The sequence below is a fragment of the Colwellia psychrerythraea genome (assembly GCF_000764225.1).
Lineage (GTDB): Bacteria > Pseudomonadota > Gammaproteobacteria > Enterobacterales > Alteromonadaceae > Colwellia > Colwellia psychrerythraea_D.
In genome coordinates this window covers 24,648-46,746 of the sequence record NZ_JQED01000005.1, presented here as the reverse complement: position 1 = coordinate 46,746, position 22,099 = coordinate 24,648, and the positions used below count along the sequence as shown (strand labels likewise).

Sequence of the window (22,099 nt, the reverse complement as noted above, 5' to 3'; positions counted from 1 at the left end):
ACAAGAAAAGCGTTATCAATTTGAGCATTGGTAACGCTTTTTTGTTTTTGAAAGTAGATGATTATAACTAGGTAAGCAGAAGGGTCGCAGTGCCTAAAAAGGCAAAAATACCGACGACATCAGTTACTGTGGTAATAATAACGCTACCTGCCAAAGCTGGATCGATATTGAGGCGCTTTAGTAATAAAGGGATGCTTACACCAGCAAGCCCTGCCGCAGTCATATTCATTAACATAGCAAATGCAATCACACCACCAAGCATTAAATCCTGCTTCCAAATAGCGACTACGCTAGCAATTAATGCTGCCCAAATAATACCATTTAAAAAACCAATGGCTACTTCTTTAGTGAGCAAAGCTCGAGCGTTACTGTCACCTACATGACCTAACGCCATACCACGGATAACTAGTGTTAAGGTTTGGTTTCCGGCAACACCGCCCATGCTAGGTACCAGTGAATTTAACACAGCTAAAATGGCTAACTGTTGAAAAACGCCCTCAAACATGCTGGTCACGGCAACGGCCATCAAGGCGGTGATAAGGTTAACGCCAAGCCATAACGAACGCTGTTTAGTACTTTTAATGACAGGCGCGAAGGTATCTGCCTCATCATCTAAACCCGCCATACTCATCATGGAATGCTCTGCATCTTCACGTATAATATCGATAACATCATCAATGGTTATACGGCCGAGTAAGTGACCTTCTTCATCAACAACGGGAGCAGAAAACCAATCGTGGCGTTCAAAAAGTTGTGCAACATCTTGCTCATCCATATCTGCTTGAACTGCTTCAACTTCAGCATTAATCAAGGTTGATACGATGATCTCTGCTTTAGCCGTCACTATGGAAGCTAGAGAGACTGCACCAATAAAGTTATTATTACGATCAACAACATAGAATGAATCGGTTGCATCAGGGAGGTCTCCCTTAAGGCGTAGATATCGTAATACCACATCAACAGTCACCTCAGGACGTAAGGTGATGGTATCAGTATTCATCATACCACCGGCAGTATCTTCTTCATAAGATAATGCCGTTTCGACTCGGCTACGGTCTTGTGAGTCCATTGAGTTCAGTACTTCATTATAAATACTGTCAGGTAGCGTACGGAAAACTTCGGCTAAATCATCAATGTCCATGCCTTCGGCGACAGCTGCGAGCTTTTCAGGCCGCATGCTTTTAAGAATTCCCTTACGGACTTCTTCATTTAACTCTTCAAGCACCTCTCCATGAAAATCTGGATCAATAAGTTGCCATAAAACAGGACGGCTTTTTGGAGTGGAAGATTCTAATATCAGGGCTAAATCATAAGCTGGCATATGTTGTAGTAGTTTTCGCACGTAAACGAACATACCACTGCCAAGCGCTTCGTTGACTTGTTGTAATCTTTGTTGGTTATACTCTTGTTCTGATGCTTCTGGCATAGCGACTCTGCTTCTGTAATGAATAGTAGACAGAAAACCCTCTAAAGAGTGTATCGCTGAGAACGTCGCGAAACGGAGGGTTGCTTAAGATGAAAATAAAACAGCTTTCTTTGGAAAGCAGCTGAAAGTCGGCTTAAGTTTATCGTAACTTAGTGGTTTTATCAGCTTTTTTATCTTATGAGAGGAGTTTTTATATAGGGTCTGTTATTCAGCTTCATCAAATTTATCAGAAATCAGTTGGCAAATTTCAGCAAGTGCTAGTTGTGCATCGTCACCCTGCGCAGTGATATTGACTATTTTACCTTGACCGCCGGCTAATAACATTAGCGCCATAATACTGCTTGCATCAGCTTCTTTTCCGGCTAATTCAAGGGTTATTTTTGCAGAAAATTTTTGGCTTAACTGTGCTAATTTTGTCGCGGCACGTGCATGTAAACCTAATTTATTGCAAATGGTTACTTGTTGAGAGATAACATTCAAAGGGCTGCTCGCTTCTTAGGTTGATTTCACATCAATGTCTCTATGGTGAGTCTGTATATCATCGCGGTCTTTACGGAAATTTTTTGCTAACATTTCGGCGATATAAACAGATCTATGCTTACCACCGGTACAGCCAATAGCAATCGTTACATAACTACGATTATTCCGCTCTAAATGGGGTAACCAGGTCATCATAAAGCTATTTATTTGCCAAATGAATTTAGTGACAATCGCTTGGCTGGCAAGAAAATCTTTAACCTCTTGATCAACACCGGTTTGACCTTTTAGTGACTTTTCCCAAAAAGGGTTAGGTAGGAATCTAGCGTCAAAAACATAATCAGCATCGACGGGAATACCGTGTTTAAAGCCAAAGGATTCAAACACTAAGACCATAGCGCCAGTTTTCTTGCCTAAAATACGTTCTCTGACTAAATCAGCTAACTGGTGCGGGCTAAGTTGGCTGGTATTAATATATAAATCAGCTTGAGTTGATATCGGCTCTAATAGTGACTTTTCTAGAGCAATAGCCTGATCAAGTGGCATATTTTCTCTAATAAGAGGATGTAAACGGCGTGTCTCGCTGAACCTTCTGATCAGATCATTATCATCGGCATCTAAAAATAATGTATTAACATCTACCGCTTTTGGCAAGTAAGCAATGATTTCTGGAATATCTTGCGGGTCGTTTGGTAAATTACGAACATCAAGACTTACCGCTACGTTTTCATAATCATTGATAACCGTATGGGTTAATGCGGGCAGGAGGTTGATAGGGATGTTATCTACACAATAATAGCCAAGATCTTCTAAAACTCTTAATGCAACTGATTTACCCGAGCCTGAACGACCACTGACAATGATTAATTTCATTTATATTATTCCAAATACTTTTTGTCGACTTTTCTATTGTTAGCCAGCTTGCTGAATCAAATTATAAAGTACCTGATTATCATTGCATTTTCGAACTTGCTTGATCATCTTTTTATCACTAAATAACTTGGCAATATTTTGTAATGTATCTAAATGTTCTTGGCAGCTATTTTCGGGAACGAATAAGGCAATAAAAATATCTACGTCTCTGTTATCTATGGCATCAAAATCGATAGCTTTCTCTGTTGTTATTAATACAGCAACAGCTTTACTTGTATTGGGCAGTCGACCATGAGGGATAGCAATGCCGTTACCTATGCCTGTGCTGCCCATTTTTTCTCTATTGAGCAAACTCTCTAGTAGTTCATCTGGCTCAATATCTGATATTTGAATCGCAGCGAGTTGACAAATTCTTTCTAGGATACGTTTTTTACTGGTAACAGCTACATCACAACTAGTACAGCTTGTGGTTAATATTTCGGATAATTGCATAATCGTGTAAATGGTTTGTAGGCGCCACATAGGCTAAGTCATTTAGCTTAGGACGCCTGCTCTAACATGCTTTAATTACTTTAAAGCGATCTAACCCAGTTTAATGCTGAGATACTTTGCCTTTATATTTAAGGATCTGTCTATCGAGTTTATCAACTAAAGTATCAATAGAAGCATACATATCGGCGTTTACTGCAGAAGCAAATACTTCACTGCCATTCATATGAACATTAGCTTCAGCTTTTTGGTTTAACTTTTCTACGGTAAGTACTACATGAACATTATTAATATGCTCAAAATGTCGTGTTAATTTTGAAAACTTTGTATCGACATATTCACGTAGTGAACTGGTCACTTCAACATGGTGTCCTGAAAGATTAATTTGCATAAACATGATCCTTTTATTGTAGTTTTCTAAAGTAAACTCTTACGTTGATTTGACGGTGGTATCGCTAATGATTCTCGATATTTGGCGATTGTACGTCGTGCCACTTTTATTCCCTGCTCAGCTAATAAATCAGCCATTTTACTGTCGCTCAACGGTTTAGCAGGTGTTTCCGCCAAGATAAGCTTTTTAATTAATGAGCGAATTGCTGTAGAAGAGCACTCGCCTCCATTTTCTGTACTGACATGACTAGAGAAGAAGTACTTCAATTCGAAGATACCTCTTGGTGTATGCATATACTTTTGGGTGGTAACACGTGAGATGGTTGATTCGTGCATATCAACTGCTTCAGCTATATCATTAAGAACCATAGGACGCATGGCTTCTGCGCCATGCTCTAAAAACCCTTGTTGGCGTTGAACGATGCAGTTAGATACTTTAAGTAAAGTATCATTGCGAGACTCTAAGCTCTTTATAAACCATTTTGCTTCTTGCAAGTTGGCTCTTATAAACTGTCCATCATCAGTTGATGATTTCATGGTTTTAGACATTGCAGCATACTGCTGATTGATAGATAACTTTGGTGCGGTATCCGAATTTAATTCAACTACCCAGCGGCCATTTTTTTTCTCAACAGTGACATCAGGGATGACATACTGATCATCGCCTTTAATAACTGTGTCCCCAGGTCGAGGATTTAAGCTCTGAATTAAACGCATTACCTCACGTAGTTGATCTTCTTTCAATTTGGTTTTACGCATTAACTGGCGATAATCACGATTCCCTAATAAATCAATATGATTATTTATTATTAATTTACTTTCTTCTAAGTAAGGGGTATCAGCACTAAATTGATTTAATTGAATCAGCAAACAATCAGGTATTGAGCGTGCAGCGACACCAATAGGGTCGAACATATTAATACGTTTTAAAACAGCTTCTATTTCATCTAGCTCAAGGTCTTCAGTTCCAACACTTTCTAAGATGTCTTCTGGTGATACTGTTAAATAACCAGCATCATCAACTGCTTCAATAATAGCAATGGCGATGGTTTTATCAGTATCGCTAAAAGGGGTTAACTCCATTTGCCATAATAAATGATCTTGAATAGAGTCGGTCGTTTCACCTTGATAAGTAAAGTCATCAGCAGGAGTATTTACTGCGCCGGTATTGGATACGCCTGCACTGTAACTTTCTTCCCAGGTAGTATCAATATTCAGCTCTTCAGGTATGTCACTTTTTTCCATCGCTTCTGTTGTACTGATTTCATCAATAGTCGCTAGCTGCTCTTCACTTCCATCACTTGTAGGTGGATCAGCTTTTTCTTCATTACTTTTGGACGAGTAGGCTTCTTCAAGATTATTTTGTTCGCTCGCACTGTCACCTTGGGCTTTTTCATCAAGTTCAAGTAATGGGTTGCTTTCTAAAACTTCTTGAATTTCTTGTTGTAACTCCAGCGTAGATAATTGCAATAGCTTAATCGCTTGTTGCAACTGTGGGGTCATCGTTAAGTGTTGTCCAATACGGAGTTGTAGTGTAGGGCGCATCTAGGTTATGTGATTTCCTATATATTATTCTGACAATTACGTTTTACAATGTATAACTAAATTTGCAATTAAGTATTCCGGTTAGATTTTCTAACCTATTGCTTTACTATAGCGTGAATTGTTCGCCAAGGTATACATCTCTGACTTTTTGATTAGCAAGAATTTGATCTGCATTACCTTGTGCAATAATTTCACCGTGGCTAACGATATAAGCATGTTCACAAACGTCCAGTGTTTCTCTAACATTATGGTCTGTGATTAATATACCTATGCCGCGTTGCTTTAAGTGTAAGATGATTTTTTTAATGTCGCCAACCGAAATAGGATCGACGCCGGCAAAGGGTTCATCTAATAATATAAATTGTGGATCTGCAGCAAGCGCTCGAGCTATTTCAACTCTACGCCTTTCACCACCTGATAGGCTCATACCTGTATTATCTTTGATATGACAAATATGAAACTCTTCTAATAAATGTTCTAGTTTTTCAGCGCGCTGAGCATCATTGAGCTCTTTGCGTGTTTGTAATATCGCCATGATATTATCTGTCACGGTGAGCTTTCTAAAAATAGATGCTTCCTGGGGTAAATAACCAATACCACTGCGTGCTCTTTCATGCATAGGAGCCAATGTTAAATCTTGCCCATTGAGTTTGATATGGCCGTTATCATTAGGGACTAAGCCTACGATCATATAAAATGAAGTCGTTTTGCCTGCACCATTTGGCCCTAACAAGCCGACTATTTGCCCCGCATTAACTTGCAAACTAACATTTTTAACGACTTGTCTGCTTTTATATGACTTTGATAAACCATCAGCGATCAGCGTATTCACAGGCGCTGCGTTTTTTGCATTAGTTGTCACTACTGTCGCCTTCTTTCTCTATCACTTTATCTGTTGGTTTTTCTTCTTTAGACTCTTCGTAAGTCTCTTTTTGTTTCTTGAGGATTGTTGGTTGTAGTATGGTGGTAACCGACTGATTATTTGCGCTTTGTGCTTCTAGTTTTTCACTTAAGGTATTATAAGTTATTTCATTACCACTGACTTCACTACCTGCTTGCTTGACTAGTGCGTTACCAGAAATAGTAATTGTATTTGAGTTAGGGTTATAAGTGATTTCATCTGCTTGCAAAGTGATAAAGCTACCATCTTCAAGCTGTTGCTCAAATATAGCAGGTTTGCCTTTTGCTAAATAAGTATCATTTTTCTCACCGTTATTTTTGTCGACTTGGCTAAAGACTTTAACGATATCCGCAGTAATTGAAATGGAACCTTGGCGAATACTTACGTTGTCTAAATAGCTCGCTATTTTATTTTTAAGATCCGCAGCTTGTCGCTGAGATTTAATAGTGATCTCTTGTTCTAAGTCTGTTTTATCAGCAAAAGTAGTGCTGGAAAGAAATAGGCTACAAGTTAGCGCTAATACTTTTACTGTATTATGTTTGAGAGTACTACGTTTGAAGGTAATACGGCTTAGATTAGCTTTCATCATGTTTTTTATAAATAGTACGTTCATGCTGGGTTAGGGTCATTTGTTTAGTGTTTAAATCTATAATTAATCCTGAGCCATACATGGTGAAATCTTTTCCGACCACAACAACTGCTTGCTCTGAACTAATGATATTGGTTTTTAAATCTAATGCTATTGTTTTACAGTGAATCTCTTTTATTAAGCTGTTAATTTCTGTCGCTTTAATACGTACTTGATTCTTTAGCTCTACACGGTTGTCTTTATAAAGTGTCGCTTCTTGCGCACTGACCTTCCATGGTTGACCTTTCTTTTGCGGGTATAACGTGTAATTTGGCAATTCAAAATAACTGACTTCTAAATCAGAATAGTGTTCCATTCTTTCCGCTTTAATGGTGTGGGAAAGTTGCCCTAAGTCGCTAAAAATTTTACTTTGTAGCTGCTCAGCAATAAAATCAGGGCGTTGTTCATCAACAATTAAAGTATCTTGCTCTATTGATGCACTACGCCATTCAATAATGCCATAAATTAGCGCACTAAGCAGTAAGACAAATAGCGCTAGGCTATTTAATCGGTTCATATACTTGCGCCTGATGCATTATCTAAGGTGTTTTGGCTTTGCATGATCAAATCACATGTCTCTCGTACCGCGCCAAAACCACCTCGAGTAAAAGTAGCATAATCGGCAGCTTCAAGAACTAAGGGATGCCCATCACAGACACTAATACCTAAGCCAACGGCTTTAATACAGGGTAAATCAGGTACATCATCACCAATGTAAGCTACCTCTTCAATAGTAATGCCTAATTGTTCAATTAAATCAATTAAGGCCGGTAATTTATCCTCTTGTCCTTGAATAATATGTGCAACGTTTAATGCCTTCATGCGATTTGCGACAATAGCTGAATTTCTTCCCGTAATAATTGCCACATCGACGCCACTGGCACCTAGGGCTTTTATACCAAAGCCATCTTTGGTATGAAAAGCTTTTAATTCTTCACCATCATTACCTAAATATATTCTTCCGTCGGAAAATACACCATCAACATCACAAACCAATAGCTTTATTTGCTTTGCTTTTATTAAAATATGACTTTCTACATTACCATAAAGAGTATTCATTAAAGCACTCCAGAACTTAGGAAGTCGTGCATATTCATTGCACCTACGGGTTTATTATTGCTATCGATAATAATTAAACCGTTTATCTTTTTATCTTCCATTATTTTTAGTGCCTGTGCTGCCAACATATCACTTTGCGCAACACTAGGGTTATGGGTCATTACCGTGTTAATACATTCACTATGGATATCTATTCTATTATCTAATACCCTGCGAAGATCGCCATCCGTGAATAAACCAACTAGGTGTTGTTGCTCATTAACTATAGCAGTCATGCCCAGGCCTTTTAAGGACATTTCAACTAAAGCATCTTTGATCAGGGCACTTTCTGAAATGATAGGAACACGATCGCCTTGATGCATAATATCATTTAGACGAAGTAACAACCGCTTACCAAGGCTACCTCCAGGGTGGGATAAAGCGAAATCTTCGGCAGTAAAATCACGCGCATTGAGCAGAGCGACGGCTAAAGCATCACCCATGACAAGCGTTGCTGTCGTACTTGAGGTTGGCGCTAATCCAAGTGGACACGCTTCAGCTGATACTTTAATACAAATATGAGTATCGGCTAATTTCGCTAAAGTCGACTCAGTATTCCCCGTCATGGATATTAATTTAGCACCGATGCGCTTTATCACTGGAATAATAGCAAGTACTTCACTGGTTTCACCAGAGTTAGAAATGGTTAACACGACGTCATTACTAGTGACCATGCCGAGATCGCCATGACTGGCTTCACCAGGATGAACAAAAAATGATGGGGTGCCAGTACTTGCGAGCGTGGCAGCAATTTTACCGCCAATATGACCAGATTTCCCCATGCCAATAACAATCACACGGCCTGTACAATGAAACATGAGTTGACAGGCAAGCTCAAAATTATCATCTACAAATTCTATTAGTTCAGCAATTGCTTGCTGTTCAATCTCAATAACGTTTTTTGCTAACTGTTTGAAGTTTTTCATAATGATTAATTAATATCAGCCTTTATGATGACAATTGACTAAAAAGTAATACTTGATAAGCAATAAAGCTTAACAGTAATAGCATGCCTTTGGCACGAGTGATTCTAAATGCGCCTAAACGACGGCTAAAACATAAAATAAACAACAATAACGTCACGCCTAACATATAAGGCGCATCTCGACTTGCAGCTAATGCGTCAATATTACCCGGGGCTATTAAGCCTGCTAGCGGCAAGACGGCTAGAATATTAAAAATATTTGACCCTATTATATTACCTAATGCTAAATCATCTTCTTTTTTGATAATACTCATAATGCTTGCTGCTAGCTCTGGCAAGCTGGTACCAATTGCAATAATAGTTAATCCTATAACCAAATCGCTAATGCCATAAGCTTTTGCAATATATACCGAAGAATCAACTAAAAAGCTCGCGCTTAATGGTAATAAAATGATACCAACACTAAGCCAAATTAATGATAGCTTCATACTGACTGCAGGGGCAACATCTTGTTCCGCTTCAATAATTAATGGATCATCACTAGGTTTACCTTTTGTTTTCTTCAGTGTAATAACGAGTAGAGTAATAATATAAATGGCAAAGCCAGCCATTAAGAGCATACCTTCAATAAAGCTAAAGTGATTATCAATAAGTAACCAATAGCCTAAAGCGGTGACGGCTAGAATAAGAGGGATTTCGCGTTTTATCGTTTGCGAAGAAACGGTTAGTGGTTGCAGTAACGCGGTAATACCAAGAACCAAGGCAATATTAGTAATATTTGATCCAATAGCATTCCCTATTGCTGTATCGGGATTTCCTTGCATTGATGCTGTTCCTGCCACCATCATTTCAGGTGCTGAAGAACCCATAGCAACGATAGTTAGACCAATTATCATTGGTGAAATACCTAAGTTTCTTGCTAATGAAGATGCGCCAAAAACGAACTTATCGGCACTCCAAACTAAAGCAACAAGGGCAATGAGTAATATAAAAATTTGTTCTAGCATTAATGACTCCAAGGTTAAGAGTAAATTGTCGCTGGTTGTTGAGCAAAAAAGAAGTAAATATTGTCACTAGAACAAAAAAAATATTCTTTTGTCTTACTTTTAAGCAAAAACGATCACTTTCTTACAATTTAACCTTGGAATTTTACATTTATTGCGCTGTTATTGGTTTATTTCTAATGAAGAATTGTTACTGCTCAGGTAAAATCCCTCCTATCAAAAGAATTCTTATTATAGATTTAGACAATAAAAAACAGTGACGTTGAATCATGACAAATCCTGCACTTGAAGCAAATTTGGTTGAAATTGAAAACCTGACCTTTAAACGAGGTGAAAGGGTGATTTATGATGATATCAGTTTATCCATACCTCAAGGAAAAGTTACCGCTATTATGGGACCAAGTGGTATAGGTAAAACCACCTTACTTCGCTTGATTGGTGGGCAAATAAAGCCTGAAAGTGGCAATATACTGTTTGCAGGGAAAAATATTCCCTTACTATCACGGGCTGATCTATATGAAGTCCGTAAAGATATGAGTATGCTCTTTCAAAGTGGTGCATTATTCACTGAAATGAGTGTTTACGATAACATCGCATTTCCTATCAGAGAGCACACGCAATTAAGTGAAGAGATTATAGAAAAAATTGTTTTGATGAAACTTGAAGCCGTTGGTTTGCGAGGTGCTAGGCATTTACAACCCAGCGAACTTTCTGGGGGAATGGCTCGTCGGGTTGCACTAGCAAGGGCGATAGCATTAGATCCTGAACTTATTTTGTACGACGAACCTTTTGCTGGCCAAGACCCTATATCTATGGGCGTTATTGTCCGATTAATACGTTCGTTAAGTGATGCCTTAGGGTTAACATCAATCGTGGTTTCACATGATGTTCCTGAAGTGATGAGCATCGCAGATTATATTTATATTGTTGCGGAAAAGAAAATTATTGGTCACGGAACACCCGAGCAAATTCGCCAAGATAGTTCTCCGCTGGTCCAGCAGTTTATTCAAGGTGAAGCTGATGGTGCTGTGCCTTTCCATTATGAAGCACCAGCCTATCGTGATGAACTTATTAAAATATCGTCAAACAGAGTTAACTAAATGAATCAGTTTCAAGGCGGAAAATAGTGCAGCAGATACAGTTTTTAGGGAAGCAAACGCTCAATATAATAAGTGGTTTAGGCCGCGCAGTCATTTTGTTGTTCTCTGCGTTATTGCATATTCCTAACGTGCGAAAAGGTACACCTTTGTTGATGCAGCAGCTATACAGCGTTGGTGTCTTATCCTTATTAATTATCATGGTATCAGGCACGTTTATTGGTATGGTTTTGGCGTTACAAGGCTATACTATACTGGTGGGTTATGGTGCTGAAGCTAGTTTAGGACCTATGGTTGCCTTGTCATTATTACGAGAGCTTGGTCCTGTTGTTGCGGCCTTATTATTTGCCGGTCGAGCAGGCTCAGCACTGACTGCCGAAATAGGCTTAATGAAAGCGACTGAGCAACTCTCAAGCCTAGAAATGATGGCGATTGACCCGTTAAGGAGAGTTATTGCACCACGTTTCTGGGCTGGATTTATTAGTTTGCCCTTGTTAGCGGCTATATTTTCTATGGTGGGTATTCTTGGTGCTCATTTGGTTGGTGTGGATTGGTTAGGTGTTGATGGCGGTACATTTTGGTCAGTAATGCAGGATCAGGTCGATTTCCAAAAAGATATTCTCAACGGTATTATTAAAAGTATTGTGTTTGCTTTTGTTGTCATGTGGATAGCGGTATACAAAGGCTATGATTGTGAGCCTACTTCTGAAGGGATTAGTCGAGCGACTACCTCAACTGTGGTGCAATCTTCATTACTGGTGTTATTTTTGGATTTCATTTTAACAGCATTAATGTTCGTAAAGTAATTTATGCTCATAAAAGTAAATATTGCACATTGTTATCTCGTTAGAAGTTTATTTGTTAATTATTTATTACAAGGCGTTGGTGGAAGACATGGTGTCTAAGAAAGTAGAATTATTGGTAGGTTTTTTTGTCGCATTAGGTCTAGCTGCTTTATTGATGTTATCACTTAAAGTGGCAGATTCAGGCATTGGTGGTAATGGAGAAAGTTATCAGCTTTTTGCTAAATTTGATAATATTGGTGGCTTAAAAGTACGCTCACCAATAAAAGTTGGCGGGGTTGTTGTTGGTCGAGTCAGTGATATATCGTTGGATGAAGAAGACTATACACCCATAGTTACCCTTGATATATATACGCAATACGATAAATTCTCAGAAGCTACTTCTGTCGCAATATTAACGGCAGGTCTGCTAGGAGAGCAATATTTAGGTGTACAACCTGGATTTGTAGATGAGTCTGTTGATACTTTACAACCAGGTGATTTTATCGAAGATACTAAACCGGCTTTAGTATTAGAAGAGTTGATTGGACAGTTTTTATTTAGCCAAGGAAGTGGTGAGGAGTAAATAGGTGAGCATAAGTTTATCACGTAGAAATAATGTAATTTTGAGCATAGTCTTAGGCCTATCACTGAGCATTTGTCATAGTGTTTATGCTAAGGGAGAAGCATCAACAACGCAAATATCTGCTCAGGAAAGTGAGCTACCTAGTGAACCTGCAGCGCAAGTGGTTGATCAAAGTAATCCATACTTAATGGTTCAAGGTGCAGCAGATCAGACTTTTAAACGCTTTGCCCGTGAGCAGCAAGCAATCCAAGAGAACCCTAATTTATTGAAAAACATCGTTCGAGAAGAACTGATGCCTTATGTCAATTATAAATATTCGGCTTTTAAAGTCATTGGCAAACACTTAAGAAAAACTACCGATGCCGAACGTCGTGCCTTTGTGCCAGTATTTCGTGAATATTTAGTAAGCTCTTATGCTCAGGTTTTTACCCTATATGATAATCAAGCAGTGGAGTTTGCTCCACAAAGGTCTTTCGCAGGCAAAAAAATAGTGGCAGTGAATACGCGCATAATTATGGTGGGCAGAGATAATATTGATGTAGCTTTTAAAGTTAGGCTGAATAAAAAGACGAAGCAGTGGCAAGCGTTTGATATGGTAGCAGAAGGGATTAGTTTACTTGATTCCAAACAAGCTGAACTAGGTAGTATTATCAGGCAAAAAGGCTTGCCTTACGTTACTGAATTATTAAAAAGTAAAAGCACACGAGATATTGTTTTTAAAAATCGTTCGGTAGAGGATGAAGCTGCATCCGAAAAACAAGAACAGCAAGGATAAGTAGTGAGCAAAGCGAATATAGTTCTTAATCATGGTACCTTAGCCGTATCTGGTCAATTGAGCCGACATAGTGTTGCGCATATTAAAAATAGTGAATATGTAAATTGGTTTGCTCATGGTGCTGTTAACGTTGATTTAAGCAAAGTTAATAAAGCTGATACAGCTGGACTTGCTTGGTTATTTTATCTTTTAGAGCAGGCTGCAAATCACTCGTGCCAGTTAAGCTTTAGCAATATACCTGAAAAATTAACTAAATTGATCACCTTAAGTGGCGTTGATGGTTTATTACCTATAACATGTGATTAGTATCTTAAAAGAAACGAACGAAGGAGACTCCCTTGGAAGTTGGCGAGATTGAAGAATTAGTAAAAAAATTAATAAATGATGCCCTTGAACTTGATGAAGTTTATGTGGTTTTTGACGGCTCTCAATGCCGAATTAATGCAGTAAGTGATATGTTTGATGAATTAAGTCGTGTTAAGCGCCAACAAGCAGTCCTAAAACCATTATCTGATATTATAAAAGATGGCACCATTCACGCGGTGACAGTGAAAACATTCAATAAAGCACAGTGGCAACGCGATAAATTATTTAATAGTTAATTATAGTGTTACTAAATTGTATTATTAATGCCTAGTTTTTTAATGCTGGGCATTTTTGTGTATACTGGCTCGATATTTTTTAATCATTTTAAGTAAGTAGTAGTTATTTTGGACGCATTTAAAGTTATTGGTGGTAAACCACTTCGCGGCGATGTCGTGATTTCTGGAGCAAAAAACGCTGCTCTTCCTATTTTAATGTCGGCGCTGTTATCTAAAACGCCTATTGTTTTTAGTAACGTACCGCAATTAAATGATATTCTGACAACCGTTAAGTTATTAGGACAATTAGGCGCTAAAACAAAGTGGTTAAGTGAAGATAAACTCATGATTGATGCTAGCAGCATTGATGTTTGTCGTGCCCCTTATGATTTAGTAAAAACCATGCGCGCCTCAATTTTAGTTTTGGGTCCTTTGTTAGCACGTATGGGGCATGCCGAAGTATCGTTACCAGGTGGCTGCGCTATTGGTGCAAGACCTGTTAATTTGCATATCCAAGGTTTAAAGCTGATGGGCGCAGACATAACGGTTGAAGACGGTTATATTGTCGCTAAAAAGCAAGGCCGGTTATCGGGTGCGACTATTTTCATGGACACTGTTAGTGTTACCGGCACCGAAAACTTAATGATGGCTGCTGCATTAGCAGAGGGTATTACTGTTATAGAAAATGCTGCTCGCGAACCTGAGATTGTTGACTTAGCTGATTGTTTAATTAGTATGGGCGCAAAAATCACTGGTGCGGGTACAGATACCTTGACTATTGAAGGTGTTAGTGAACTTTGCGGTAAAGAATACTCAGTGATGCCTGATCGTATTGAGACAGGAACTTTCCTCGTAGCTGCTGCAGTAACCCAAGGGCATATTAAATGTTTAAATACAGATCCATCTTCGTTAGAAGCTGTATTAAGCAAGCTTCAAGAAGCAGGTGCTACAATCACTACAGGTGATGATTGGATTGAATTAGAAATGTCGGCACCAGCAAAAGCGGTTAATGTTAGAACGGCTCCTCATCCCGCGTTTCCTACCGATATGCAAGCACAGTTCATGACTATGAATGTATTAGCAGAAGGTACGGCAACTGTGATCGAAACTATTTTTGAAAATCGCTTTATGCATGTCCCAGAATTACAGCGTATGGGCGCAGATATCACTTTAGAAGGTAATACCGCGATAGTTAAAGGGGTAGTTAGTTTAAATGGTGCTCAAGTAATGGCTACCGATTTACGTGCTTCAGCAAGCCTTGTTATCGCTGGTTTAGTGGCAAAATCACCAACCCAAGTTGATAGGATTTATCATATTGACCGAGGATATTTGTGCATAGAAGATAAATTACAAAGCCTAGGTGCAAATATTACTCGAATCAAAGTTGATTAACGTTTCGCAATAATTTCAATTATTGTCATGTCAATGACAGTGTCGAAAGGGCTAGTTCTTTGATGGGAACTGGCCTTTTTTGTGTCTCCTGAAAGCGAGCGGATTATCCATTGTCATGTGAAATGACTGACTTATTGTCGCTAATTTATCTAAGCCTTTTAATAGGGGAGAAGCAAAAAATACTATGACTTTTTATTAGTGCGGTGTTGTATTCAGTTAAACGTACGAAGAGAAAATTAAGACATGAGGGAGAGCTATTCTAGTCTTGAAAACTTATAAAACAGGCAACAAAAAAGGACATCCATTATGGTATGTCCTTTTGTACATCTTTAAGTTTGTTATTGAATAACTAACTTAATAATTGCAAATTAAAGTGCAACGATGTTTTCAGCTTGAGGGCCTTTTTGACCGTCTGTAACTGTAAATTCAACTTTTTGACCTTCAGCAAGAGTTTTAAAACCTTCACCAACGATAGCGTTGAAATGAGCAAAAACGTCTGGACCGTTTTCTTGCTCGATAAAACCAAAACCTTTAGCTTCGTTAAACCATTTTACTGTACCAGTAGTAGTAGACATAAGTGTATCCTATTAATATTTAAGAGTAATTGTACTAACAAACTTTGCAGTAAGCGAAGTCGTTAGGGGTTTGCTAAAAAGAGTTGCTATTACTTATAAATCAGGACGTGTTACAGATATCTTATCTAAGTTAGGTAAGCATGAGATAACATCGAAATGGTGTACAAAAAAATAAAACTAACTTCAAGCTGAAGGCATTATATAGTTAGAATAACCCTTGTCAACTATAACAGTACCCTAAACGGCAAGTATAAGGTTATTGTTACTTGCCGTTTGGTTTGTTCTCTACAGTTTAAATTTTTGCACAGATTGTTGTAATTCTTCAGCTAAACGAGCAACTTCACTACTTGATGATGCTGTTTGTTGAGAGCCCGCTGTCGTTTGTTCAGCAATAGTTACAATAGATTCGAGGTTCTCACTAATTTCATGAGCAACGACGCTTTGTTCTCCTGCTGCTGTTGCAATTTGTGAGCTGCGGTCGAATGCTTCGTGTACTGCATGGGTTATGATTTCAAGCGCTTGATCAGCCTCTTCACTTTGATTTACACAATCACTCGCTTTAGACTTACCTGCATCCATAACGGTTACAGCTTTACCAGCACCCGTTTGTAATGCTTCTATCATTGTTTGAATTTCAGAGGTTGATTCTTGAGTTCGACTCGCTAGAGTACGTACTTCATCGGCAACAACAGCAAAACCACGGCCTTGTTCTCCAGCTCGTGCAGCTTCAATAGCAGCGTTTAATGCTAATAAATTAGTCTGTTCAGCAATACCGCGAATTACATCTAATATGCCACCAATTGAGGCACTGTCTTGTTGCAATTGGTTGATAACTTGGGCGGCTGATTCAACTTCATTTGCGAGCAGTTCAATCGTTTGGCGATTTCGTGCTGAAATACCTTTAACACGCTCTGCTTCTTCATCAGCATGCTTAATTTCACCTAACGCATCGTTCGCACTCGAAAGTACACTTTGTGAAGTACTGCTCATTTCTGTCGTTGCTGAGGCTGCTTGTTCCACTTGATTTCGTTGCTCTTCAATCGCGGTTGTACTTTGTGCTGTCACCGCTGAAGTTTGTTCAGCAGCAGCAGCTAATTGTGCCGAACGGTTAACAATACTTTCAATCAGATTACGTAAACTATCAATTAATAAATTACAGTTTTTTGATAGTTGAGCGAATTCGTCTTTACCACTTTCATCGAGTTTTAACGAAAGATCACCAGAAGCAACAATACTGAGCATTTCGTTAACTCGCGCTAGTGGACGTGTAATGCCAACAAGGGTAATACGCGCAATTATGAGTGCAACAGCAATGGATATGAGCATTATGATGGTGGTATGCGTTGTACCATTACTTACAGAGTCTTCAATTCTTTGACTAGAATTGATAGTTGTCTGGTTAGCTAGCTCAAGTTGCTTTTCTAATATTTTGTTAACTTGTTTCGCTACCTTTTCTTCTTCTAGCAGCTTAAGAGATGCCTGTTGATTAGAGCTTAGTTGTTTATTTTTATGGGCTATGATGCCATTCTCTTGAGATAACAGGCTTTCTATTTCGTTAAAAGCTTCGCTAACTTGTTCAGAGATGTTTTTGACATTATTGCTATCTAATTCAAAGATAATATTATCCACTGAATGTCTTGCATCACTAATACTACGTGTCAGCTCACTGCTAATAAATTCTGCAGTATTTTCATTTAAGATATCGCGATATTCTAAGGCAGATGAGACAATTGAGTTTAATTGGTTTTCGAAATAGTCACTTAAGTTGATTGCTCGTTGCAGTTTAGTATCTGCGAGTTCATGATCGGCTAGATCAAGTAATAACATGATAGTGTTGTCAGCTTTTTCTTCTAAACTATCAACTTTCTCAGCTAACAGCTGTTTTTGTTCGATGCTAACTTTATGATGGTTGAATATCTCAATATTCGCATTATTAAACTTAGAATATAGTTGATCTACTTGAGTTAAGTTAGTCAGTAAATCTTGTTCAGAAGCAACCACTTGCTTTAACTCTGATAATTGCTGTGTGAAAACGGCCTCAGTATTTTTATAATTTTTAAGGTTGCCAGCTAAGAGAGTCAAATCAGTTTGATAGTAACCTTTTAATGTTAAATTACTCATTTGACTGATCTCAAGGGCGAGTTTATTACTCGCTTTGAGTGTTGGAATAGCTAAAGTGTTCTGCTGCTGAGTCGACTCGCTGATGGTATTTAAATTCGATAAGGATATGGTGCTAATGACTATCAGTAAAGTTGAGATGATGGTAAAACCACCAATAATTTTTACAGCTACAGTTAAATTCATTGAATCCACCCAATTGAAAGGCTACTTGCCTTGTTAATACGTTAGTTAGTTTTGATACATTAAGCTATGTTTGTATCGGCAAGTTTAGAAAATACTTAACCGACAATAATTTTTTATTATACTCAATGATAAATTGTTATAATTAATCACTCAGTTCAGAGCTTTGTATAAAGTATTTTTTATCATGCCAGCGAAGCATGGTCAATTGATTACCCCAAACACAGCCCGTATCTAAGGGATATATATTAGGGTGAGAGCTTTTGCCCATTAATGAAGCCCAATGACCAAAAACCCAATGGGTATTATTGATAGTTTGAGACAACTCAAACCACGGAACAATATTAGAAACAGTAATCGCTTCTGGCGAGTCTTTCTGGTCAAACTCCAGCGCCCCATCCATAAAGCAAAATCGCATACGAGTTAAGGCATTAATGCTATAACGAAATTTATCCACGTCCGTGATTGCTTGATGCCAATCGTTTGGTTTTTCACCATACATAAGTGCTAACCAAGTATTACGATCAGGACTTGTTAATTTAGTCTGAATAAGCTCTGCTTGTTCTAACGCATCCGATAACTGCCATTGGGGCGAGATACCCGCATGGGTCATGTAGGCATAGTCATTGCTAGCTTTGTTTGTCGAGGAAACACTGGTCGAGTTTGAGCCAGGGTTCGGTATTTTTTGTATTAAAGGTTGGCCGGCTAACCAATCCATAAGCTCTTTAATATCTGGGGCAGCCAATAGTTCAGATAAGTGATCTGATTTTTTAGTTTTTTTAATACCAGCATAGACAGCAAGTAAATGTAAGTCGTGATTACCTAAAACTACTTTAGCGCATTCACCAAGAGATTTAACAAAACGCAAGGTTTCAAGAGAGTTTGGCCCGCGAGCGACTAAGTCACCCGCAAGGTAAAGCACATCACTGTTACGGTCAAAGTTAACTTGCGATAACAAGGAGGTTAACTCGTTAAAGCAACCTTGAATGTCGCCTACCAGATAGATAGCCATTGGTTATTCAGCTTTGGGGACAGAGTTCTCTTGCAAATGAATGTTTACATTCTCAGTCTTTTTGCTTTTTGCCATACGTCTTTTTTCTTTCACTGGAGCAACCTCTGGTGGATTATCAACAATAAAATCGGCAAGTTTTTTATATTCTTCAAGCGTTAAATTTTCAGGTCGCAAATTAGCATCTATATTCAACTCAGCTAATTGTGCTTCAGAAATCATTTTCTTAAAAGTATTTCGAATGGTTTTTCTTCGTTGATTAAATGCAGCTAAACAAACAGTATTCAGTGCATTAATATCCTTAACAGGGTTTTCAATATGTGTGTGAGGTATTAAACGCACTATTGCGGAATCAACTTTAGGAGCAGGTTTAAAGGCCTCAGGCCCTATTTCTATGACAGGGAATACTTGGCATTGATATTGGGTCATTATTGATAAACGACCGTAAGCTTTACAGTGCGGCCCTGCTGCCATACGTTCTACCACTTCTTTCTGCAGCATGAAGTGCATATCTTTTACTTTATCTTTGAAAGTCAAGAGATGAAAAATAAGCGGTGTAGAGATGTTATAAGGTAAATTACCAAAAATTCGCAGTGGTTTTTCTTCGCTTGCTAATTGAGAGAAATCAAACTTCAGCGCATCAGTTTCATAAATAGTAAGATCCTCAGCCAAAAAGGGATGATGGCGTAGTCTATGAGCAAGATCCCTATCTAATTCAACTACGGATAATTTCCCTGCGCGTTCGACGACAGGCTCTGTTAAGGCACCTAAACCAGGACCAATTTCTATTAAGTTTTCACCCGATTCAGGATTAATGACATCGACAATGTCACTGATCACTGCATCATTATGGAGAAAATTTTGTCCAAAGCGTTTTTTGGCTTGGTGGCCTAAATGTTTTTTGTCGTTCATAACTACTTCTTTATTAAACTATTTGTTACTAGCTAAGTTGATGGCATTGCTCATTGCTTCGACAAAGCTGCCCGAGTCTGCGGTACCTTTACCTGCAAGTTCAAGTGCTGTTCCGTGATCAACAGAAGTACGAATAAACGGCAACCCTAGGGTAATATTTACTGAAGAACCGAAACCTTTGTACTTCAGAACAGGAAGACCTTGATCATGGTACATAGCTAAAATTGCATCGGCTTCAGCCAGGTATTTTTCTTGGAAAATAGTATCTGCAGGTAAGGGACCAATGATATCGACACCTTCAGCACGGAGCTCATTAAAAGCAGGTTCCATTATTTCAATTTCTTCACGGCCAAGATGGCCATCTTCACCAGCATGAGGGTTAATACCGCAGGCATAAATTTTAGGCGATTTTATGCCAAATTTTTCTTGCAGATCTTTATGTAAAATCCGAGTGACTTTCTGTAAGCGTTCATAAGTAATTGCTTTAGATACATAGGCCAACGGTATGTGTGTGGTAACCAATGCGACTCGAAGGCCTTTAGTTGCAAGCATCATCACAACGTCAGTACAATTAGCTTGCGTTGCAAAATATTCAGTGTGTCCACTAAAAGCTATGCCCGCTTTATTGATTAATCCTTTGTGCACAGGCCCAGTTACGATTGCATCAAATTCACCAGAGATATTTTTTTCACTGGCAATTCGTAGTGTTTCTACCACATAAGCGCCATTAGCACTATTTAGTGTTCCAGGCACGCAAGGCTCTGCTAATTCTACATCAAGGACTGTTAAACTCCCGGCTTGTTGTGATTGCGCGGGGGCATTTTGATCATAATCGATAATGGTTAACGGTAAAGAAAGTGCTTTTGCTCTTTCTTCTAATAATACTTTTGAAGCAATAACTACCATTTCAACTGGCCAATCTTGTTGAGCGATAGTAATTGTTAAGTCGGGACCAACACCTGCAGGTTCACCGGGTGTAATGGCAATGCGTTGAGTCATTACTTGCTATCCTGTTCAAAAATTTCAATGTAGGCTTCATCGCGTGTCTCTTTTAACCAACGGGTACTTTCCATACCATATTTACGATTAAAAAGGATTTGATAAGCACGGTTTTCATTCAATTGTGAAGTGGCATCTACCATTCGACGGTCTTCTAGCTTAATAATATGCCAACCAAAAGAAGAGCGAAATGGTTTATGGTAGCCACCTTTTTCCATCGAAGCTAGGGCTTCTGTAAAGGCAGGGTCATATTTTTTAGGATCCGCCCAGCCTAAGTCACCACCACGAACGGAAGTCGGCCCTTCAGAATGTTCTTTAGCTAATTCTTCGAAGGTTGCTTCTCCAGCTTCTATTTGATTTAAAAAGCCTTGCAATAAACTCTGAGCTTTTTCATCACTTAAAATAATTGATGGTGTAATTAATATATGACGAGCTTTTACTTCTTCCACTTCAACTACTTTTCTTCCGCGAATATCCAATATTTTAACTATGCTATAACCTAAACCAGTTCGAATTGGGCCAACAATAGTGTCTTTAGGTTTATCGTTTATTAATTCTGAAAAGAGTGTTGGCATTTCATTAACATTTTTCCAGCCTAAATCTCCGCCTTTTAATGCATTAGCATCACCTGATGATGTGATCGCAATTTTAGCAAAGTCAGAGCCGTCATTGAGCAATTCAACCACTTTTGTCGCACGGGTTTTTGCTGCAGCGAGTTCTTCTTGGCTAGCATCTGCAGGGAACTCTATTAATATATGACCTAAGTGGTATTCGACATTATTTGTGCTTTGTTCTTTCATTACTTTAAGCAAGTTTGCCACTTCTTGTGGAGAGACAAATATTCGACGTCTAACACTATTGCGACTGACTTCGCCAGAAACGAGTTCTGTTCGAACATTTTCACGGTATTTTTCATAACTCGTGCCTTCACTAATTACCTGTTGACGAAATTGAGCTAAAGTTAGCTTATCTTCTTTCGCCATGTTATTTAAGGTTTGATCAAGTTGTGCATCACTGATTTGGATACCCATACGCTGCCCCATTTGACTGAGCAGGGAGTCATTTATTAATTTATCCATTACTTGAATGCGCAAAGCTTTATCGGAAGGTAAGCTCTGATTATTTTTTTTAGCCTGTTGCTTAATATTAACAAGTAGGTCGTTCACTTCAGATTCTAGTACTACACCGCTATTAACAATAGCAGCCACTCTATCCAGCAGTTCTTCTTTAGCTTGTACTGAAGTGATAGTGGTAATGATAAGACTAGAGGCTAACAGTAATGCTTTAATTCTATATTTCATATGTTTGTTATCTTGTTTTATATTTTGAATATT

At 38.5% G+C, this 22,099-nt stretch carries 25 protein-coding genes; 7 read left to right on the top strand and 18 right to left on the bottom strand.

Annotated features, from left to right (window positions below; genetic code table 11):
• Nucleotides 1-67: 67 nt before the first annotated feature.
• The 12 genes from mgtE to ND2E_RS18920 form a co-directional block, all read right to left on the bottom strand.
• Complete coding sequence (gene mgtE, locus ND2E_RS18865; RefSeq protein ID WP_033092275.1) at nucleotides 68-1,426, bottom strand: magnesium transporter; 1,359 nt, start codon at nucleotides 1,424-1,426, stop codon at nucleotides 68-70.
• Between the two features lie 204 nt (nucleotides 1,427-1,630).
• Nucleotides 1,631-1,906, bottom strand: a complete 276-nt coding sequence (locus ND2E_RS18870) for an HPr family phosphocarrier protein (protein ID WP_033092274.1) — start codon at nucleotides 1,904-1,906, stop codon at nucleotides 1,631-1,633.
• 15 nt (nucleotides 1,907-1,921) lie between these two features.
• On the bottom strand, nucleotides 1,922-2,776 hold the full coding sequence (gene rapZ, locus ND2E_RS18875; RefSeq protein WP_033092273.1) for an RNase adapter RapZ: 855 nt from the start codon (nucleotides 2,774-2,776) through the stop codon (nucleotides 1,922-1,924).
• A gap of 39 nt (nucleotides 2,777-2,815) precedes the next feature.
• Nucleotides 2,816-3,268 carry a PTS IIA-like nitrogen regulatory protein PtsN gene (gene ptsN, locus ND2E_RS18880; protein ID WP_033092685.1) on the bottom strand — a complete coding sequence of 151 codons (453 nt, stop codon included), beginning with the start codon at nucleotides 3,266-3,268 and terminating at the stop codon, nucleotides 2,816-2,818.
• A gap of 100 nt (nucleotides 3,269-3,368) precedes the next feature.
• On the bottom strand, nucleotides 3,369-3,656 hold the full coding sequence (gene hpf / locus ND2E_RS18885) for a ribosome hibernation-promoting factor, HPF/YfiA family (protein ID WP_033092272.1): 288 nt from the start codon (nucleotides 3,654-3,656) through the stop codon (nucleotides 3,369-3,371).
• A 26-nt stretch (nucleotides 3,657-3,682) separates the two neighbouring features.
• Nucleotides 3,683-5,200, bottom strand: a complete 1,518-nt coding sequence (locus tag ND2E_RS18890) for an RNA polymerase factor sigma-54 (protein ID WP_033092271.1) — start codon at nucleotides 5,198-5,200, stop codon at nucleotides 3,683-3,685.
• 106 nt (nucleotides 5,201-5,306) lie between these two features.
• Complete coding sequence (lptB, locus tag ND2E_RS18895; RefSeq protein WP_033092684.1) at nucleotides 5,307-6,032, bottom strand: LPS export ABC transporter ATP-binding protein; 726 nt, start codon at nucleotides 6,030-6,032, stop codon at nucleotides 5,307-5,309.
• A gap of 19 nt (nucleotides 6,033-6,051) precedes the next feature.
• On the bottom strand, nucleotides 6,052-6,690 hold the full coding sequence (lptA, locus tag ND2E_RS18900; protein WP_223303513.1) for a lipopolysaccharide transport periplasmic protein LptA: 639 nt from the start codon (nucleotides 6,688-6,690) through the stop codon (nucleotides 6,052-6,054).
• Nucleotides 6,677-7,246: an LPS export ABC transporter periplasmic protein LptC gene (gene lptC, locus ND2E_RS18905; protein WP_033092269.1), complete on the bottom strand. Its 570-nt coding sequence runs from the start codon at nucleotides 7,244-7,246 to the stop codon at nucleotides 6,677-6,679. Before lptC ends, lptA begins: the two co-directional genes overlap by 14 nt.
• Complete coding sequence (kdsC, locus tag ND2E_RS18910; protein ID WP_033092268.1) at nucleotides 7,243-7,788, bottom strand: 3-deoxy-manno-octulosonate-8-phosphatase KdsC; 546 nt, start codon at nucleotides 7,786-7,788, stop codon at nucleotides 7,243-7,245. The genes lptC and kdsC overlap by 4 nt, the downstream gene beginning before the upstream one ends.
• Entirely contained in the window at nucleotides 7,788-8,753 is a 966-nt protein-coding gene (locus tag ND2E_RS18915; RefSeq protein ID WP_033092267.1) for a KpsF/GutQ family sugar-phosphate isomerase, read from the bottom strand. The genes kdsC and ND2E_RS18915 overlap by 1 nt, the downstream gene beginning before the upstream one ends.
• A gap of 22 nt (nucleotides 8,754-8,775) precedes the next feature.
• On the bottom strand, nucleotides 8,776-9,759 hold the full coding sequence (locus ND2E_RS18920) for a calcium/sodium antiporter (protein WP_033092266.1): 984 nt from the start codon (nucleotides 9,757-9,759) through the stop codon (nucleotides 8,776-8,778).
• Nucleotides 9,760-10,025: 266 nt separating this feature from the next.
• On the opposite strand from ND2E_RS18920, the gene mlaF reads away from it, so the two are divergent.
• The 7 genes from mlaF (at nucleotide 10,026) to murA (ending at nucleotide 14,969) form a co-directional block, all read left to right on the top strand.
• On the top strand, nucleotides 10,026-10,856 hold the full coding sequence (gene mlaF / locus ND2E_RS18925; RefSeq protein ID WP_033092265.1) for a phospholipid ABC transporter ATP-binding protein MlaF: 831 nt from the start codon (nucleotides 10,026-10,028) through the stop codon (nucleotides 10,854-10,856).
• Nucleotides 10,857-10,882: 26 nt separating this feature from the next.
• Nucleotides 10,883-11,659 (top strand): lipid asymmetry maintenance ABC transporter permease subunit MlaE, encoded by a 777-nt coding sequence (mlaE, locus tag ND2E_RS18930; protein WP_081961960.1) that lies wholly within the window; start codon nucleotides 10,883-10,885, stop codon nucleotides 11,657-11,659.
• A gap of 88 nt (nucleotides 11,660-11,747) precedes the next feature.
• Complete coding sequence (gene mlaD / locus ND2E_RS18935) at nucleotides 11,748-12,221, top strand: outer membrane lipid asymmetry maintenance protein MlaD (RefSeq protein WP_033092263.1); 474 nt, start codon at nucleotides 11,748-11,750, stop codon at nucleotides 12,219-12,221.
• Between the two features lie 4 nt (nucleotides 12,222-12,225).
• The gene (locus ND2E_RS18940) at nucleotides 12,226-12,996 is read left to right on the top strand and encodes an ABC transporter substrate-binding protein (protein WP_033092262.1); all 771 of its coding nucleotides are present in this window, start codon (nucleotides 12,226-12,228) and stop codon (nucleotides 12,994-12,996) included.
• Between the two features lie 3 nt (nucleotides 12,997-12,999).
• The gene (locus tag ND2E_RS18945; protein WP_033092261.1) at nucleotides 13,000-13,302 is read left to right on the top strand and encodes an STAS domain-containing protein; all 303 of its coding nucleotides are present in this window, start codon (nucleotides 13,000-13,002) and stop codon (nucleotides 13,300-13,302) included.
• Between the two features lie 32 nt (nucleotides 13,303-13,334).
• On the top strand, nucleotides 13,335-13,598 hold the full coding sequence (locus tag ND2E_RS18950) for a BolA family protein (protein ID WP_033092260.1): 264 nt from the start codon (nucleotides 13,335-13,337) through the stop codon (nucleotides 13,596-13,598).
• A 108-nt stretch (nucleotides 13,599-13,706) separates the two neighbouring features.
• Nucleotides 13,707-14,969: a UDP-N-acetylglucosamine 1-carboxyvinyltransferase gene (murA, locus tag ND2E_RS18955; protein WP_033092259.1), complete on the top strand. Its 1,263-nt coding sequence runs from the start codon at nucleotides 13,707-13,709 to the stop codon at nucleotides 14,967-14,969.
• 368 nt (nucleotides 14,970-15,337) lie between these two features.
• Here murA and ND2E_RS18960 read toward each other — a convergent pair whose 3' ends face one another.
• From ND2E_RS18960 to surA, 6 genes are all read right to left on the bottom strand, one after another.
• Nucleotides 15,338-15,544 (bottom strand): cold-shock protein, encoded by a 207-nt coding sequence (locus ND2E_RS18960; protein ID WP_033092258.1) that lies wholly within the window; start codon nucleotides 15,542-15,544, stop codon nucleotides 15,338-15,340.
• 285 nt (nucleotides 15,545-15,829) lie between these two features.
• Entirely contained in the window at nucleotides 15,830-17,848 is a 2,019-nt protein-coding gene (locus ND2E_RS18965) for a methyl-accepting chemotaxis protein (protein ID WP_033092257.1), read from the bottom strand.
• 142 nt (nucleotides 17,849-17,990) lie between these two features.
• Nucleotides 17,991-18,857, bottom strand: coding sequence for a symmetrical bis(5'-nucleosyl)-tetraphosphatase (locus ND2E_RS18970; protein WP_033092256.1), 867 nt, complete (start codon nucleotides 18,855-18,857; stop codon nucleotides 17,991-17,993).
• Between the two features lie 3 nt (nucleotides 18,858-18,860).
• Complete coding sequence (gene rsmA, locus ND2E_RS18975; RefSeq protein WP_033092255.1) at nucleotides 18,861-19,766, bottom strand: 16S rRNA (adenine(1518)-N(6)/adenine(1519)-N(6))-dimethyltransferase RsmA; 906 nt, start codon at nucleotides 19,764-19,766, stop codon at nucleotides 18,861-18,863.
• Nucleotides 19,767-19,784: 18 nt separating this feature from the next.
• The gene (gene pdxA, locus ND2E_RS18980; RefSeq protein WP_033092254.1) at nucleotides 19,785-20,765 is read right to left on the bottom strand and encodes a 4-hydroxythreonine-4-phosphate dehydrogenase PdxA; all 981 of its coding nucleotides are present in this window, start codon (nucleotides 20,763-20,765) and stop codon (nucleotides 19,785-19,787) included.
• A complete protein-coding gene (gene surA / locus ND2E_RS18985; RefSeq protein ID WP_223303539.1) occupies nucleotides 20,765-22,087 on the bottom strand; it encodes a peptidylprolyl isomerase SurA in 1,323 nt (440 codons plus the stop codon). The genes pdxA and surA overlap by 1 nt, the downstream gene beginning before the upstream one ends.
• Nucleotides 22,088-22,099 lie beyond the last annotated feature (12 nt).